Source organism: Cobetia sp. 10Alg 146 (assembly GCF_029846385.1).
GTDB classification, from domain to species: Bacteria; Pseudomonadota; Gammaproteobacteria; order Pseudomonadales; family Halomonadaceae; genus Cobetia; species Cobetia marina.
Genome location: NZ_JARWKT010000002.1, coordinates 154,854 through 170,833 on the forward strand (window position 1 = coordinate 154,854; position 15,980 = coordinate 170,833).

The 15,980-nt window shown below is 64.5% G+C and carries 14 protein-coding genes; 3 read left to right on the plus strand and 11 right to left on the minus strand.

The window, feature by feature from the left end:
- Nucleotides 1-42 precede the first annotated feature (42 nt).
- Both tsaE and QD172_RS03655 read right to left on the minus strand, forming a co-directional pair.
- Complete coding sequence (gene tsaE / locus QD172_RS03650) at nt 43-528, minus strand: tRNA (adenosine(37)-N6)-threonylcarbamoyltransferase complex ATPase subunit type 1 TsaE (protein WP_136938177.1); 486 nt, start codon at nt 526-528, stop codon at nt 43-45.
- Entirely contained in the window at nt 509-2,305 is a 1,797-nt protein-coding gene (locus QD172_RS03655) for an NAD(P)H-hydrate dehydratase (protein WP_279855035.1), read from the minus strand. The genes tsaE and QD172_RS03655 overlap by 20 nt, the downstream gene beginning before the upstream one ends.
- 324 nt (nt 2,306-2,629) lie before the next feature.
- Here QD172_RS03655 and queG point away from each other — a divergent pair, with 324 nt between their 5' ends.
- Nucleotides 2,630-3,700 (plus strand): tRNA epoxyqueuosine(34) reductase QueG, encoded by a 1,071-nt coding sequence (gene queG, locus QD172_RS03660; RefSeq protein ID WP_279855234.1) that lies wholly within the window; start codon nt 2,630-2,632, stop codon nt 3,698-3,700.
- Between the two features lie 19 nt (nt 3,701-3,719).
- On the opposite strand, the gene orn is transcribed toward queG, so the two are convergent.
- On the minus strand, nt 3,720-4,292 hold the full coding sequence (gene orn, locus QD172_RS03665; RefSeq protein WP_084209058.1) for an oligoribonuclease: 573 nt from the start codon (nt 4,290-4,292) through the stop codon (nt 3,720-3,722).
- Nucleotides 4,293-4,475: 183 nt separating this feature from the next.
- Between orn and rsgA the strand changes: the two genes are divergently transcribed.
- Nucleotides 4,476-5,486 (plus strand): small ribosomal subunit biogenesis GTPase RsgA, encoded by a 1,011-nt coding sequence (gene rsgA / locus QD172_RS03670; protein WP_077372474.1) that lies wholly within the window; start codon nt 4,476-4,478, stop codon nt 5,484-5,486.
- Between the two features lie 128 nt (nt 5,487-5,614).
- Here the strand turns inward: rsgA and pepN are convergent, their stop codons facing one another.
- The 6 genes from pepN to QD172_RS03700 all read right to left on the minus strand — a co-directional run bounded on the left by pepN (nt 5,615) and on the right by QD172_RS03700 (nt 12,792).
- On the minus strand, nt 5,615-8,266 hold the full coding sequence (pepN, locus tag QD172_RS03675) for an aminopeptidase N (protein ID WP_279855036.1): 2,652 nt from the start codon (nt 8,264-8,266) through the stop codon (nt 5,615-5,617).
- A 127-nt stretch (nt 8,267-8,393) separates the two neighbouring features.
- A complete protein-coding gene (locus tag QD172_RS03680) occupies nt 8,394-8,864 on the minus strand; it encodes a YbaN family protein (protein WP_240704164.1) in 471 nt (156 codons plus the stop codon).
- 173 nt (nt 8,865-9,037) lie between these two features.
- Nucleotides 9,038-10,189: a glycerate kinase gene (locus QD172_RS03685; RefSeq protein ID WP_279855235.1), complete on the minus strand. Its 1,152-nt coding sequence runs from the start codon at nt 10,187-10,189 to the stop codon at nt 9,038-9,040.
- A gap of 316 nt (nt 10,190-10,505) precedes the next feature.
- Nucleotides 10,506-11,348, minus strand: coding sequence for a S1-like domain-containing RNA-binding protein (locus tag QD172_RS03690; RefSeq protein WP_279855037.1), 843 nt, complete (start codon nt 11,346-11,348; stop codon nt 10,506-10,508).
- Between the two features lie 250 nt (nt 11,349-11,598).
- Complete coding sequence (locus QD172_RS03695) at nt 11,599-12,087, minus strand: YajQ family cyclic di-GMP-binding protein (protein ID WP_077372461.1); 489 nt, start codon at nt 12,085-12,087, stop codon at nt 11,599-11,601.
- A gap of 78 nt (nt 12,088-12,165) precedes the next feature.
- Nucleotides 12,166-12,792 (minus strand): N-acetyltransferase, encoded by a 627-nt coding sequence (locus QD172_RS03700; RefSeq protein WP_279855038.1) that lies wholly within the window; start codon nt 12,790-12,792, stop codon nt 12,166-12,168.
- Between the two features lie 220 nt (nt 12,793-13,012).
- Here QD172_RS03700 and QD172_RS03705 point away from each other — a divergent pair, with 220 nt between their 5' ends.
- The gene (locus QD172_RS03705; protein WP_084209062.1) at nt 13,013-14,566 is read left to right on the plus strand and encodes a RimK family protein; all 1,554 of its coding nucleotides are present in this window, start codon (nt 13,013-13,015) and stop codon (nt 14,564-14,566) included.
- Nucleotides 14,567-14,717: 151 nt separating this feature from the next.
- On the opposite strand, the gene QD172_RS03710 is transcribed toward QD172_RS03705, so the two are convergent.
- Together QD172_RS03710 and QD172_RS03715 are read right to left on the minus strand one after the other, a co-directional pair.
- Nucleotides 14,718-15,665, minus strand: a complete 948-nt coding sequence (locus QD172_RS03710; protein WP_240499565.1) for a DUF2797 domain-containing protein — start codon at nt 15,663-15,665, stop codon at nt 14,718-14,720.
- A complete protein-coding gene (locus QD172_RS03715) occupies nt 15,653-15,931 on the minus strand; it encodes a DUF1315 family protein (RefSeq protein ID WP_176493003.1) in 279 nt (92 codons plus the stop codon). Before QD172_RS03715 ends, QD172_RS03710 begins: the two co-directional genes overlap by 13 nt.
- Between the last annotated feature and the right edge of the window lie 49 nt (nt 15,932-15,980).

Below are 15,980 nucleotides of genomic sequence, written 5' to 3' on the forward strand. Positions count from 1 at the left end.
ACCAGACGCAGCCACGAAGATGATACGGCACGTCAGGCGCCATCATGCCTGAGAGGCGCGTCGCTCGGCCAGTGCCTCAAGCCAACCCTCTCCTCGCGGTGTGAGGGCATGCAACTCGGCCTCGCGGCCCTGCTCGGCGACGGACAACGTCACGCGCAGGTCCGGCACCGGCAGGAAGCCCTGACCACAGCTTGGCCACTCGATCAGCGCCAGGCTGTCATCGGCAAGCAGGTCTCGCCCGCCGATGAACTCAAGCTCCTCCGGGTCAGCCAGCCGGTAGAGATCGAAATGATTGATGTGCCATTCGCCCCCCTCGGGACGTGGCAGCACATAGGGCTCCACCAGGGTATAGGTCGGACTCTTCACCGCCCCCTCATGCCCGTAGGCACGCAGCACGCCACGCGTGAGAGTCGTCTTGCCGGCCCCCAGCTCACCTTCCAGGAACACCAGCCCGCGGCCGGCAAGGACGTCGCCCAGCTGGCTGCCAAAGGCAACCTGGGCATTTTCATCAGACAGGAGTATGCGCATTTCGGGCCCGTGGATTGAGCAATAAATGCATATAGGATGCCAGATCACCCGCGAGCAGGCCACGCTCGCCGCGCTCCTGCACCGCACGGTCGGCGGCCAGGGCGTGCACCAGCACGCCGACCCGTGCCGCCTGCGCCATGCAACGCGTGACATGCGCCGCCTGTGCCGTGCCCTGCTCATGGGTGCGTGACTGGCGTGCATCGAAGCCACCATTGAGCGCCTGGGCCGCCAGCCCCGCGATGATGCCGCCCAGCACGTCCCCCATGCCGCCACTGGCCATGCCGGGATTGCCATAGGGACACAGCGCCACGTCTGGCCCTTCCAGTACGCCGGCGGGACTGGCAATCAGACTGCCGGCCCCCTTGAGCACTACACTGCCGCCATATCTTTGCTGCAGGGCGCGCACGGCGCTGGGCCGGTCCTGCTCGACCTGTGCCACCGAGCAGCCCAGCAGGCGCGCCGCCTCTCCGGGATGCGGCGTCAACACCCAATCGTCGCGTCGGATCACCTCACCTTCACCGGCTCGCCAGGCCAGCAGGCTCAGGGCGTCGGCATCCACCACCAGCGGCTGGTCGGCCGCGAGCACGCGAGACAGTCCTCCCCAGCCCCACAACAGGCTCTCCAGCGGCTCCGTCCCCATGCCGGGGCCGACCAGTGTCACGCTGGCCTGTGCCATCTGGGCTTCCAGTACGGCAAACCCGTCATGACTGCTGCCCTCCGGCCCGCTCTTGAGACCACGCACCATGACTTCCGGGCAGCGTGTCAGGCTGGCGCTGACATGCGCCGGCGCGGTAAGCAGCGCCACCTTGCCGGCACCGGCACGCGCGGCGGCTTCACTGGCCAGCAGAACGGAACCGCCAAGCCCCGGCCCGCCGCCAAAGACCAGCACGCTGCCGGCATCCCCCTTGTGCGCCAGCGGAGAGCGCGGCACCAGCTCGGTCTCCAGCCAGCGCGGCGTGAGGCGCTGCACGGACTCGCACGCCAGCAGCGCTGCCGTTCGGGTCTGCTTGACCACCTCCGGCAGCACCCGAGCCGCACCAAGCCGCGCCAGACTGACGTGTCCGGCATGCAGCTCGGCGCGCCCGGTGTGCAGACCCGGCTTGTCGACCAGAAATGTCAGCGTGACATCCGCCTCCACGGCGACACCGGCCACCGCCCCCGTGGCGGCATCAAGCCCCGAGGGCACATCCAGCGCCATGACATGCGCGCCCTCCCGGTGACGTTGGTTGATCAGCTCGATGGCGTGGGCGACCGCGCCGCGGGGCGCCTCGCGCAGACCGATACCGGTCAGGGCGTCCAGCAGCAATGGCCAGCCCTTCACCAATGATTCTGCCGTGGCGGTATCTTGTGGCCAGGGGTGACGCTCGACCCCGGCTTCCCGCGCGGCAATCGCGGCCAGCTGGGCATCGCCCGTCAATTGCGCCTCATCCTTCAAAGCGATGATGCGCACCTCGAACCCCGCCAGCTGGGCAAGACGCGCCACCAGATAGCCGTCGCCCGCATTGTTGCCGCCACCACACAGGACACACAATCTGCGCGTCTCGGGCCATCGCTGCCGCAGCAGGTCGAAGGCTGACTGCGCCGCCCGCCCCATCAGACGCTTGTCCACCGACGCTTCAGGCAAGCCGTTGGTCATCGAGACGGTCTCTTCCGCCAGCAGCCAATGCTCGAGGTCACGCAGCGCCGCGATGGGCCACAGGCAATTGACCGAACGCCACAAGGCTTGAGTGGCGGATGAGACCGGCGTCACATCGCAGGGGTTAGAGGAATCGCTCACGGCCATGCCCACACTCCATGTCTGATAAACTGAGTCGTGCCCGCGCCCTGGAAAAGCGACGCCGCACGCCCTGAAATACTGGGTAGCGCACACCTCACATGCCGCTTGGGCTGATCGGCAAGTTACGCTAAGGTGGCGCCCTTTCGCACGCACCGCCGACTCCTCGCCGTGAGACGCCAGCGTGCACCATGCTCCTGAACATCCTGTCCAGCTGGAATGCCCATGCCTGCTTCATCCGCCACCATGTCCCTGCCCGCCGACGCAGCCGCAAGCTCTCCCGACGAGACATCCGGTCATGACTCGCGCGTCGCCGACCCTCAGGCCATGGCGGAACTGGCAGCCCGCATCAAGACATGGGGGCGCGAACTGGGGTTTCAGCAGGTCGGGATCACCGATGTCGACCTCTCGGAACACGAGGCCTACCTGGAACGTTGGCTGGCCAATGGTCATCACGGCGAGATGAACTTCATGGCCAAGCACGGCACCAGACGCACGCGCCCGGAGGAGCTGGTGCCCGGCACGCTGCGCGTCATCAGCGTGCGCCTCGACTACCTGCCGCCCGAGGTCGAGACCACCCAGGTACTCAGCCAGCCCGAGCGCGCCTACGTCTCACGCTACGCGCTGGGACGCGATTACCACAAGCTGATGCGCAAGCGGCTGGCCAACCTGGCCAAGCAGATAGAGAAGGAAGTCGGCACGTTCGGCTACCGCGCCTTCGTCGACTCCGCTCCGGTCATGGAGCGCGCGCTGGCCCAGAAGGCCGGTATCGGCTGGTTCGGCAAGAACGCCATGCTGATGAACCAGCAGGCTGGCTGCCTGTTCTTCCTGGGCGAACTCTACACCGACCTGCCTCTGCCGGTGGATGCCCCCTTCGAGAAGGAGCACTGTGGCAGCTGCAACGCCTGCAAGGTCGCCTGCCCGACGGATGCCATCGTCGAGGACAAGGTCGTCGATGCACGCCGCTGCATCTCCTACCTGACCATCGAGCTGGATGGCGCCATCCCCGAAGATTTCCGCCGTGCCATGGGCAACCGCATCTATGGCTGCGACGACTGCCAGCTGTTCTGTCCCTTCACGCGCTTTGCCAAGGCGACCCAGGAGGCGGATTTCTCGCCACGCCATGATCTGGATCGCATCGAGTTGATCCGGCTGTTCTGCTGGGGGGAGCAGGAGTTCCTCGACAAGACGCAAGGCAGCCCCATCCGGCGTATCGGCTATGAGAAGTGGCTCTCCAACATCGCCATCGGACTGGGCAATGCGCCCTGGTCGGAGCAGGTCGAGCATGTCCTGCGTGCCCGCCTGCCCTATCCCAGCGAGCCACTGCGCGAGCACGTGCGCTGGGCACTGAAGGAGCAAGCCATCAAGCGCGGCGCCCGTCTGGCCACCGCGCTCTGAGACTCTCACGCTGCGTCGTTCAGACGATGCCCTGCTGGGTCAGCTTGAGGAAGGTCTTGCGGTAATGCGCAAGCTCCGCCAGTGACTCGCGGATATCATCCATCGCCTGGTGAGTCGCGCGCTTCTTGAAACCGTCCAGCGCGGCCGGATTCCAGCGCTTGGCGAGTTCCTTGAGGGTCGAGACATCGATGTTGCGGTAATGGAAGAACGCTTCCAGCAACGGCATCTCATGCTGCAGGAAACGGCGGTCCTGATGCACGCTGTTGCCGCACATCGGCGAGGCGCCTGCCGCCACGTGGCGGGCCAGGAACTCGAGAGTCTGACGTTCGGCTTCGGCGGTATCGATCTGACTTTCCTTGACGCGCGTCACCAGTCCGGATTCGCCGTGGGTGCGCGTGTTCCATTCATCCATCGCCTCCAGCAGGCTGTCCGGCTGATGCACGGCCAGCACCGGCCCTTCGGCAATCAGGTTGAGATCTCCGTCGGTGACCAGCGTGGCCACCTCGATGATGCGCTCACGCGCGGGGTCCAGCCCGGTCATTTCCAGGTCGATCCAGATGAGTCGATCGGCCTGCGCGGTGGGATTTGCCATGGGTCACTCCTTGCTGAACGGGGAATGGGAAGACGCTGAGGATCCGCCTGTGACGGCAGTATCACACGCCATCCCGGGGTGTCGCACGACACCCGAGGGCGCAAAGGGTACAATCGCGCCGCAGAGGGGGGAAGACGCTCCCATCCCTGGCGAACGAACGGCGACCGGAGTCACCAGCCAAGCATGAGCAAACGCAAGCTAAGCCGCCAGCAACAATGGCGCATCGAGAAGGTCCAGGCCGAGCGTACCAAGCGCGCCGAAAAGCGCGAGACGCAGGACCGCGACAAGCTCGACGCCGGCGAATACGGCCCGGAACAGCACGGCCGTGTCATTGCCCACTACGGGCGCAGCCTGGAAGTCGAAAGTGAATCCGGCAGCCTGCATCGCTGCCACCTGCGCGCCAACCTGGAAACGCTGGTCACCGGTGACCGCGTGATCTGGCGTGAAGCCAGCGATGCCACGGGTGTGGTGGTGGCACGCGGTGCCCGCACTACCGAGCTTGAACGCCCGGACATGCGGGGGGTGCTCAAGCCGGTGGCCGCCAACATCGACCAGATCATGATCGTGTTCGCCGCCGAACCCGCGCCACAACCCAATCTGATCGACCGCTACCTGATCGCCGCGGAAGCCACCGGCATCACGCCGGTGCTGGTGCTCAACAAGGTTGACCTCCTGCCCGAGAGCGGTGGTGTGCTGCGTGACCTGCTGGCACGCTACGAGGCACTCGGCTACGACGTCGTCGCCTGTACCACGCGCGGCGAGGCAGGCCTGGACGCCCTGAAGGCACAGCTGAGCGATCGCACCTCGGTGTTCGTCGGTCAGAGTGGCGTCGGCAAGTCGTCACTGGTCGGCATGCTGCTGCCCCGAGAAGAGATACGTGTCGGCCCGCTCTCCACCGAATCACGCCAGGGCATGCACACCACCACCACGGCCTGGCTCTATCACATGCCGGACGGCGGTGATCTGATCGACTCACCCGGTATCCGTGAATTCGGCCTGGTGCACCTGACGCCGGAGCAGGTCACCGATGGCTTCCGTGAATTCCACGACTACCTGGGGCTATGCCGCTTCCGTGACTGCAAGCACGAGAAGGAGCCGGGCTGCGCCCTGCTTCAGGCGGTCGACAGCGGCGAGATAGGCCGCGTGCGCTTTGACAGCTACAAGAAGATCCTGCTGTCACTGACCGAGAGCTGAACGTGCGCGACTGACGCCTCTCTTCAAGGCCTGGTTCGCAAGCACCACGAAAAACCCCCACCCGTCACAGACGGGTGGGGGTTTTTCATGTCAGTCGAACTGACGGGGCGAGGACGTGATCCGGCGGATCAGGCCAGCGCCTTCTCCACGACCTCGTAGAGATTGCGCGACAGCTTCTCGGCCCGGATACGCTCGAGCTCAGCCTTCATCAGCGCCTGACGCTTGGCATCGAAACGCTTGTAGCGCGTCAGCGGCGTGATGATGCGCGCCGCGATTTCCGGATTCAGGCGATTGAGTTCGATGACCACATCCGCCAGCAGGCGATAGCCTTCGCCATCGAGGCGATGGAAGTTGACGCGGTTCTGGCCGGCGAAGGCACCGATCAAGGCGCGCACCTTGTTGGGGTTGGTCAGCGAGAACGCCGGATGCTCCATCAAGAAGCGCACGCGATCCAGCACGTCAGCCTGCGGACGCGTGACCTGGATCGAGAACCACTGATCCATCACCAGCGGATCATGTGACCAGCGCTCGGCGAAGGCCTTGAGGGCCGGATCGCCCAACTCGGTGCGCGAGGAGTGCACCAGCAACGTCAATGCCGCGCGTACGTCGGTCATGTTGTGCGCCGCGGCCAGCTGAGCCTGGGCCAGACGCACGCCCTCCTCGTCCTCGATACTCATCAGATAGCTGAGCGCGGCATTCTTGAGGCTGCGGCGCGCCATCTGCTCGAAGGTCGGCGCGTAGTCGCCCTGCTGCTCATTGGCGTGATAGAGCGCGACGAAATCATCGCGCAGTGCCGTGGCCAGTTGCGCCTTGGCGGTCTTGCGCGCCCAGTGGATGGCATCGACATCGACGACAGTCTGCTGCTCGGCGATATAGGCCTCCGACGGCAGGGTCAGCATCTCGGCCAGCACGGCACGATCGGACGGCTCGCTCTGGAGCAGGAAGCGATAGGCGGCCAGCATACGCGCATCGAGTGATGCCTGGGTGTCGCCCTGCTGCCAGGCGGCCATCAGATCCTCGAGCGCTGCCAGCGCCAGACGCTGACCGGCATCCCAGCGGTTGAAGCCATCGCTGTCATGCTGCATCAGGAAGGCCAGCTGCTCACGGCTGTAGGCGAAGGACAGCTTGACCGGCGCCGAGAAGCCGCGCAGCAGCGACGGCACGGGGTCGGCACCGGCCTCGAGGCCAGTGAAGACGAAGGTCTGCTCGGCCTCGGTCAGCTCCAGCACCGTTTCCGTGCCCAGCGCCTCGCCGTCGAGCGTGAGCGCCAGATCACTGCCATCCGCACCCACCAGGCCCATGCGTACCGGGATCACCAGCGGCAGCTTCTCAGCCTGCCCCGGTGTCGCCGGGGTGGACTGATGCAGCGTCAGGGAATAGCGGCCCGACTCGGCATCGAAGTTGCCGCGGGCGCTGATTTCCGGCGTCCCCGCCTGAGAGTACCAGCGCATGAACTGGGTGAAATCTCGCCCGGAGGCTTCGCTCATCGCACTGATGAAATCCTCGATGGTGGCGGCGCTGCCATCGTTGCGCGCGAAGTAGAGGTCACTGCCGCGGCGGAAGGCCTCTTCGCCCAGCAGGTTGGCGACCATGCGCACCACTTCGGACCCCTTCTCATAGATGGTCAGGGTGTAGAAGTTGGAAATCTCGATATAGGACGCCGGGCGCACCGGATGCGCGGTGGGACCGGCATCTTCCGCGAACTGCGCGGTGCGCAGCATGGCGACGTCTTCGATGCGCTTGACCGGCGCCGAATTCATGTCGGCGGAGAAGGTCTGGTCACGATAGACGGTGAAGCCTTCCTTCAGGGACAGCTGGAACCAGTCACGGCAGGTGACGCGATTGCCGGACCAGTTGTGGAAGTACTCGTGTGCCACCACCCCTTCGACGCGCTGGAAGGCGGCGTCGGTGGTGGTGTCGGGATTGGCCAGCACACAGGCGCTGTTGAAGATGTTGAGACCCTTGTTCTCCATCGCGCCCATGTTGAAGTCATTGACCGCGACGATCATGAAGATATCGAGGTCATACTCGCGCCCATAGACCTCCTCATCCCACTTCATGGAGGCCTTGAGAGAGTTCATGGCGTGCTGGGTCTTGTCGAGATTCTCCGGCTCGACCCAGATCTCCAGGGCGACATCACGCCCGCTCATGGTGGTGAAGCTGTCGGCATGCTTGACCAGATCCCCCGCCACCAGCGCGAACAGGTAGCACGGTTTGAGGTGCGGGTCCTGCCAGGTGACGAAGTGACGGCCGCCGTCCAGCTCGCCACGCTCGACGGGATTGCCGTTGGAGAGCAGGATCGGATAGTTCGCCTTGTCCGCGATGACGGTCGTCGTGAATACCGACATCACGTCCGGACGATCCGGGTAATAGGTGATACGGCGGAAGCCCTCGGCCTCGCACTGGGTGCAGAACATGCCGGAGGACACATAGAGCCCTTCCAGTGCCGTGTTGGCCGCCGGGTCGATCAGCACGACCGTCTCGAGCTCACAGCTGGCCGGCAGCGCCGCGAGGGTGAGATGCGTCTCGTCGACCTTGTATTCATCACTGGCGAGCGCTCGCCCATCGACACGCACGGATTCCAGCGTCAGGTGCTCGCCATTGAGCACCAGCGGTGGCGTCGCGTCACTGCCCACGGCGGCATCGGGATTGGCCTCGAGGGTCAGCACGGCCGTCACGCGGGTCGCGGACGGCGCCAGATCGAACGTCAACCGAGTGCTGAGAATGCGCCAGGCCGGCGCTTGATAATCATCAAGATGAATGGCGGCAGGTTGTGACATGAAGGACTCCACGATCAACGCCGCGCGGACGATGCCACACGGCAGGAAAACATCGGGCAGCGATGGCAGCCTGCCACCGCGCCCGCGATGAATGGCCCCTCACGGGAGGGGCGGGACACGCGAATGACTAGTCGTTCTGCAGGCGTTCGCCGCTGACGGGTCGGGAGGGCTCATCGAAGGGCTCGGCCGGGGAAGGCGCAGGCGCGAGTTCCTCGTATCCCCCGCGCGGCTCGGGGCGCGTGCCCAGCCAGATGGCCAACAGGGAAAGGAAGATCAGCAACGAGACCTTGACCGCCATCACGGAAACGGTGAAGAGAATGATCAGCATCGAGACCACCAGCATGCCGACCGCCAGGATGCGTGCACGCAGCGGGATGGCACGCTCGCGCTCCCAGGAGATCAGGGGAGGCCCGATCTGGGGGTGTTCGCGAATGTAGCGCGCGAAGCGAGGGGAGCCGCGACTGGCACAGGCCAGCGCCAGCAGCATGAAGACGGTCGTCGGCAACAGGGGCAGGAACATGCCGGCAAACCCGATCGCGAAGAACAGCCAGGCCAGCCCCAGCCAGCAGATCCGCTTCATGCGCCGAAAAATCATCATCTCAAGGTCCCCTCAACCATCGGGCGCACACCGCGTGCCACCTGCTATCAGTCAAGCGCCAGATGCCTCCCGAGGGAAGTGCATTCTGGCTATCTTTCCCATAGCTGCTGCGTGCATGGTAACGGGCTTGCCCGTGACACGAAAGGCGAACGGGGTTGCGGTGCAGGCGACATTCAGTCGCTGTGCGCCACCTGCCAGAGGCGCATGATGGCTTCACAGCGGTCCGCCAGCAGTTCAGCGGTGCGCGTCAGGGCCTGCTCCAGCGGCATGGCAGCGTCACACAGGGTGAAGACGGCGCTGACGCCTTCGTCATGCGCAGCCTGCCAGCCATCCGCGAGACGCCCTGCCAGCACGATGGCCGGCACTCCGGCCGCTCGGGCGGCACGCGCCGCGCCGATGGGCGTCTTGCCCCCCAGGCTCTGCCCATCCAGCCCGCCCTCGCCGGTGATCAGCAGGTCACACCCTTCCAGGCGCTGCGCCACGCTCAGTCGTTCCATCACAAGCTCGATGCCCGGGCGCAGCTCCCCCGTGAGCCAGGCCGCCACTGCGTAGCCCATGCCGCCTGCGGCACCAGTGCCCGGCAGCTGCTGGTGGTCCTCCCCCAGCACCTCGGCACTCATCCGCGCGAAACGCCCCAGCGCGACGTCCAGCTCCTTGACCACCGCCTCATCCGCGCCCTTCTGGGGCCCGAACACGGCCGTCGCGCCACGCGGGCCACACAGCGGGTTGTCGACGTCCACCGCCGCGGACACCTTGAGAGTCGCCAGCCGCAGGTCCAGGCCACTGGCATCCAACCGCGCCAGTCGTGCCAGCGCCGCGCCTCCGTCCGGCAGTTCGTCACCCGCCTCATCCAGCAGGCGCAGACCGAGTGCACGCAACATGCCGCTGCCGCCATCGTTGGTCGCGCTGCCGCCCAGCGTGACGATCAAGCGCTCGGCACCGGCCTCCAGCGCGGCAAGCACCAGCTGTCCGACGCCGTAGGTACTGGCGATGCGCGCATCACGCTCATCGGGGCTGAGCAGGTGCAGACCACTGGCCTCGGCGAGCTCGACGATGGCCGTGCGGCTACCCGCTTGCCAGCCCCATTGCGCAGTGACCTCACGCCCCAGCGGATCACGTACCTGAGCGCTGCGCGCCTCGATGGGATCTGCCTCGCTTGCAGCGGCCAACAGTGCCGCCAGGGTGCCCTCTCCGCCATCTCCCAACGGGCACAGGTCGAGCTCGGCCTCGGGCATTACGCGCCGGATGCCGCTCGCCATTGCCTCGGCAGCCTCCAGCGCAGGCAGCGCTTCCTTGTAGCTGTCAGGGGACAGCAGGATACGCAACGCCGAACGAGAGGAGGAAGTGGAAACGGGAGACATGGGCTGACGATCCTTGTTGTCAATGGTGGGGATGATCTCAGGTGCTCCTGCGTGATCAGGCATGCGCTGGATGACGCCACGGCACGCACGGCGCGTCATGGACAAGCAGGGCGACTCATGGTCCGCAGGGTCCTGACGCTCATTGGTGCCATGCGCTGCCCACAAACGCAACTGCCACCCGCCGGAGAACCGACGAGTGGCAGCGAAATTGCCGACGGGAAGCTTGTGATGCTGGCGCGGCAGAAGCCGCTCGGGCGATGCGCGACGCATCACCGGCGCCTCACTTGACCAGGCGCGTCTCGGTGGGGGCCAGTGTCACCTTGCCCTCGCGCTTCAGGTGGCCGATGGCACGCTTGAAGTTGGCCTTGCTGGCGCCGAAGGCGTCGCTGATGGCCTGGGGGTCGCTCTTGTCACCCAGCGGCAGCACCCCGGCGTTGGCTTCCAGACGTGCAAGGATGCGGTCCGCCAGCTGTTGATGGCCTGCAGGGCCCGGTGCCTGCGGGGTCAGGTCGATGTTGCCGTTGCCATCATTCTTGAGCACCCACAGACGCAGACGATTGCCGATATGCAGGCGGGTGAAGATGCGATCATGGTGCACCAGCCCCCAATGGGCATTGTCGATGATGATCTTCATGCCCAATTCGGTCTTCGCCGCCACCAGGCCGGAGATTTCCTGACCGACGGTGTACTCGGCCGGAGTCTTGTCCAGCCAGCGATCCAGGCGCATCGACGCGACCATGCGATCGCTGTGCTTGTCGAGCCCCACGTGCACCATGGCGAACTGGCCCGCCTTGAGCTCACGCTTGCGCTCGCCGTAGGGCAGCAGCAGGTCCTTGCCCAGGCCATTGTCGAGGAAGGTGCCGATGTCGTTGACCTCGACCACCTTGAGGGCGGCGAACTCACCGACCATGGCGCGCGGATAGCGCGTGGTGGCCAGCAGGCGGTCTTCATCATCAAGACTCACGAAGACATCCACCGCGTCACCGATATCGGCACCGGCAGGAATGAAGGGAGTCGGCAGCAGGATTTCACCGCGGTCACCGCCGTCGAGGAAGACGCCGAAGCCGACCCGCTTGGTGATGGTCAGGGTATTGCGCTGGCCGATAGCGAGCGGAGCAGACATGTAACCTCTCTTTGCGCAGCCCGACCCACCCGGGGCGAGCGTCACGCGAATATGACGAACGAAGATGGTGAAACGCTTTGAGAGCGCAGCGCCTGAAACGGGTACGTGACGCTTTCAAAGCGATTCAAACGAACACAGCACCGCTCGCCGAGAGCGAACGGTGCTGAGAGTGGCGCCCCTGACACTTGTCGACGACATTTGCCGCTGACAGCGGTCAGCCGTGACATGAGCGCCAGGCGCGCGAGGAAGATCAGTCGCGGAAGTTGTTGAACTGCAGCGGCAGCTCGATGCTCTCGTCACCTTTCAGCAAGGCCATGGCCCCCTGGAGATCATCACGCTTCTTGCCGGTGACGCGCACCTTCTCACCCTGGATCTGGGCCTGGACCTTGAGCTTGGCATCCTTGAGCGCCTTGACGATCTTCTTGGCGGTCGGCTGGTCCAGCCCCTGACGCAGCACCAGCTGCTGGCGGGCACGCACACCGCCGGTGTCGGCGTCCTTCTCTTCCAGGCAACGCACGTCGATGCCACGCGCGATCAAGCGACCCTTGAGCAGCTCGATCATCTGACGCAGCTGGAAATCGGCGTCGGCTTCCAGATTGACGGTCTCTTCCTTCTCGAGTTCGAAGCCGGCAGTCACGCCCTTGAAATCAAAGCGTGTCGCAAGTTCGCGATTGGCCTGATCGACGGCGTTCTGAACTTCGTGCTTGTCGAGTTCGGAGACAATATCGAATGACGGCATGGGAGCGATTCCTTTGAAGCCATGAAGAATAAACAGCGCATCCTAGCCCATGGGGGCGACGCGCGCCATGCCCGGCCGTCAGGCAGCGCCCGCATCTCCCCACGTCGAGATCCCCTCAGCCCTGATGTCGCTGCTGCTGGCGGGCGGGTTTGATGAGGGAATCACCAGTGACTTGCGCATCTTCCAGGCCGCCGCGCCGTCGGCGTAGTAATCGCGCAGGCGACCATTCCTGGCAAAGCCGTGGCGCTCATAGAGGGTGATCGCTGCACCGTTGCCGGTATGCACTTCCAGATCGAACTGCTCACAGCCCTGCTCGATGGCCAGCTGCTCGAGCGCGATGAGCAGACGCTGGGCGAGACCGCGTCCGCGCGCCTCGGGATGCAGACAGAAGGAATAGAGTCGTGCCCGGCGTGAATTGCGTCGGAACAGCACGGTGCCATAGCCCAGCACGCTGCGCAGCGGGGTGGCGTCATCCTGCGCCACGCTGCCCGCCGGCCACAGTGCGGCCATCGCATTGCCTGCCGCCGGCAGGGCGTCCGAGCCATCGCCTTCTGGCTGGATGATGACGAGGGTGCGTGCATTGGCACGCAGAATCAGATGGGACAGCTGACGACGACTGAACCAGTCGCTATCGAAACTGACTTCCTCGAGCTCTACCAGAGCATCGAGATCGGCCCGGATCGCCGGACGCAGAATGGGGGTCATGATGCAGGCTCTCCCGCCTGTCAGCGCCCTGAGGCAGCCCTGAAATCAAGGTGTCGTGGGGCGGTAGCAATCCGCTGCATTCTGGGCATGCAGGCACGTCTTGTCTCGACCTATTTGCATGAAATTATTTCATCTTGTTGTCTATTGCGATGACGGAGATTGTTTTTCATGATGCGCTGCATTCGGCATCGCTTCGGTGCCCGCCCTTCGAGGCTACTCAATGTCCCGCCTGCGTATCGTGGTTGACCGTGTCAGTGACTGGCGCGCCTTCTATCCCAGTGATGATGTCATCAGCGCCCACGACTTTCTGTCCGAGCTCTCCCACGACAGCTCCGTGCCCACGGACCGGGCAGACCAGGACGCTCCGCAGCCCGCGACCCACGTCATCAATCTCTGCGGCGGGCTCGATTACCTCGGGATCGGCTATTACGTCTCGCTGCTGGCACAGGCGCGCGGACAGAAAGCCCTGCCGTCGGTGGAAACGCTCAACCAGCTGTCGCGCAAGTCACTGATCGACATGGAACTGGGCAGCATCCGTGTGCTGCTTGAGGAGCTGACGCGCAAGAGCGCCCTGCCCGCCCCGCAGACAGTCCCCCACGAGACCGGCAAGCATGCGCATCTCGACCTGCTGCTGACCTTCGGTGAGAGCGATGACCCCGCACTGGCACGTCTCGGTCGCAAGCTGTTCGAGCGACTGCCCTGCCCGTTGCTCGAGGTGCGACTCGAGGCGCGTGGCGAGCGCTGGACCCTCAGGCGAGTGCGCCCGCAATCCTTGAACCATCTGGCGGAAACGGACGAGGATCGCTTTGCCCAGGCGCTCAACCGCCATTCCCGCAAGGTCTGGCGCACCCCGAAGGCTCGCCGCCACTATCGTTTCGACCTGGCGATGCTGGTGGACCCGAATGAGGCACTGCCACCGTCCAATCGTACAGCGCTCAAGCACTTCATCCGCGAGGGACGCCGCCTTGGCATCGACGTCAGTCTGATCACCAAGCGTGACGAGGGACGTCTGGCCGAATTCGATGGGCTGTTCATCCGCGAGACCACAAGCCTGGACCACCATACCTACCGCATGGCCAAGCGAGCCGAACACGAAGGGCTGGTGGTGATCGACGACAGTCAGTCGATTCTGCGCTGTACCAACAAGGTCTTTCTGCATGAGCTCCTGAAGGCTCGCGGCCTCAGCGCCCCACAGGGACGCCTGATTCATCGCGGCGAACTGCGCCAGCTGGCCGAACGCGGACAGCACATGCGCTATCCGCTAGTGATGAAGGTGCCAGATGGTGCCTTCTCGCGCGGCATCGTCAAGATTGACGGGCCGGAGACACTGGTGCGTGAAGCCGAGCGACTGTTCCATGACTCCGCTCTGCTGCTGCTGCAGGAATGGCTGCCTACCGAGTTCGACTGGCGTATCGGCGTGCTCGACGGCAAGGTGCTGTTCGCCAGCCGTTACTACATGGCGCGTGGCCATTGGCAGATCTATGACCACAGCGGCGCCCGCACCCGCTCCGGCGGCTTTGCCACCGTTGACCCGAGTGACGTGCCCCCCGCCGTGATCAAGGCGGCTCTCAAGGCGACACGTCTGATCGGTGATGGGCTCTATGGAGTTGACCTCAAGCAGCTCGAGGATCGTGTTGTGGTCATCGAGGTCAATGACAACCCCAATCTGGATGCGGGGGTCGAGGATGTCGTGCTGGGACGCGAGCTCTACCACCGAGTGATGCAGGTCTTCCTGGAGCGCATGCAGGCGCGCCGCCAGCCCGTGCTCGGCTGAATCCCCCGGCTGAATCCGCTGGCTGAACCAGTCGGGCCGGCATCTTTCTTCGATATCCCCAAACCATACGACAACGCCCGCACTCCTGGAAGGGAGCGCGGGCGTTGTCATCCTCATTAGCCTTGAGCTTATTCTTCAACACGGGACGACGTCATTCGCCGAGCTGGACCTCGACCTCATACCCCGTGAACTTGCGCAGATTGATCACCCCGCTGTCGAGGATCAGATACTGACCCTTGAGCCCTTCGAGCACGCCTTCCACCACGGGTGTCTTGTCGAAGTTGAACGAGGTGACCTTGGTCGGCGCGGTACGCACCGGAAACTCGAAGGCCAATGCCGTGGTATCCAGTACCCGGATGGCGTCTTCACCGCAATGCGCCTGCAGCGCCGCCAGACCCTCGGCCATCTGCTCAAGCAGTGCATCACGCTCGGCTTCCAGATCCAGCTCGGCCACATCGCCCTTGAGCATCGCGCGCCAGTTGGTGCGGTCATTGAGTGCCTGCTTGAACAGCACCTCGACCAGCCCAGACTGCAGACGATTGGAGACCTCGACGATGGGCAAGGCCTGGATGGCACCCTGATCGAACCAGCGCGTCGGCATCTGGGTCTTGCGGGTGATACCGACCTTGAGGCCGGAGGAGTTGGCCAGGTAGACAATATGCGGCTGGAAGCAATGCTCCTCACCCCACTGAGGATCACGACAGGTTCCTTCCGCGAAGTGACAGGTCTCCGGCTTCATGATGCAGCCATCACACTGTGGCAGCTTGCGAAAGCAGGGATAGCAATGCCCCTGCGCGAAGCTCTTCTTGGTCTTGCGCCCGCAATGGCTGCAGTGGATCTGACCGGTGAAGTCCAGGCGTACCTTGTGGCCAATATAGGCGTTCAGCGGCTGGGTGATCTCGCCCAGTCGCAGGCCATAGCTGGCCGCCAGCGGCTCACGCGAGACTGACTGCGCATCCGCCGAGGTATCGATCGCAAGCGCCTCACCGGCAGGCACGATGGACATCTTGCGGATGTCCCCTTTCAGGGTCACCGACTCCACGGCGGGCTGAGGTGCGCCATCGACGTCCAGTGCATCATCCAGTGTCAGTTGACCCACTTGATCTGCTCCGGCTCATCGCGTGAAGCAGTGTCGTCACCGTCACGTGGACCGCAGGTACCGTTGTCGATGAAGCCGACACGTGACTCGGCAGGCACGTTGTTGTGGACCTCGTACTTGATGACGGCCTCCATGCACAGCTCGACCTGCTCCGAGGTCAGCACCCGGCCGTCCGGCCATTTGCGCAGCTGCATGGACTGCTTGAGGCTCTCGTAGATGGCCGGGGTCATCTGTTCGACCATCCCGTCGAAAGTCATGTCACTCATGGGGGTTCTCCTGATGCTGGAGCACGGCGCGGGGACAGCGCCACGCGGG

Bases quoted from the DNA above. Each gene is read 5' to 3' on its own strand.
- QD172_RS03690 (WP_279855037.1), bottom strand. From the start codon at position 11,348: ATGTCTGCTCCGCTCGCTATCGGCCAGCGCAATACCCTGACCATCACC.
- QD172_RS03715 (WP_176493003.1), bottom strand. From the start codon at position 15,931: ATGAGTGACATGACTTTCGACGGGATGGTCGAACAGATGACCCCGGCC.
- QD172_RS03705 (WP_084209062.1), top strand. From the start codon at position 13,013: ATGTCCCGCCTGCGTATCGTGGTTGACCGTGTCAGTGACTGGCGCGCC.
- rsgA (WP_077372474.1), top strand. From the start codon at position 4,476: ATGAGCAAACGCAAGCTAAGCCGCCAGCAACAATGGCGCATCGAGAAG.
- tsaE (WP_136938177.1), bottom strand. From the start codon at position 528: ATGCGCATACTCCTGTCTGATGAAAATGCCCAGGTTGCCTTTGGCAGC.
- QD172_RS03695 (WP_077372461.1), bottom strand. From the start codon at position 12,087: ATGCCGTCATTCGATATTGTCTCCGAACTCGACAAGCACGAAGTTCAG.
- queG (WP_279855234.1), top strand. From the start codon at position 2,630: ATGGCGGAACTGGCAGCCCGCATCAAGACATGGGGGCGCGAACTGGGG.
- orn (WP_084209058.1), bottom strand. From the start codon at position 4,292: ATGGCAAATCCCACCGCGCAGGCCGATCGACTCATCTGGATCGACCTG.
- QD172_RS03700 (WP_279855038.1), bottom strand. From the start codon at position 12,792: ATGACCCCCATTCTGCGTCCGGCGATCCGGGCCGATCTCGATGCTCTG.
- QD172_RS03680 (WP_240704164.1), bottom strand. From the start codon at position 8,864: ATGATGATTTTTCGGCGCATGAAGCGGATCTGCTGGCTGGGGCTGGCC.
- pepN (WP_279855036.1), bottom strand. From the start codon at position 8,266: ATGTCACAACCTGCCGCCATTCATCTTGATGATTATCAAGCGCCGGCC.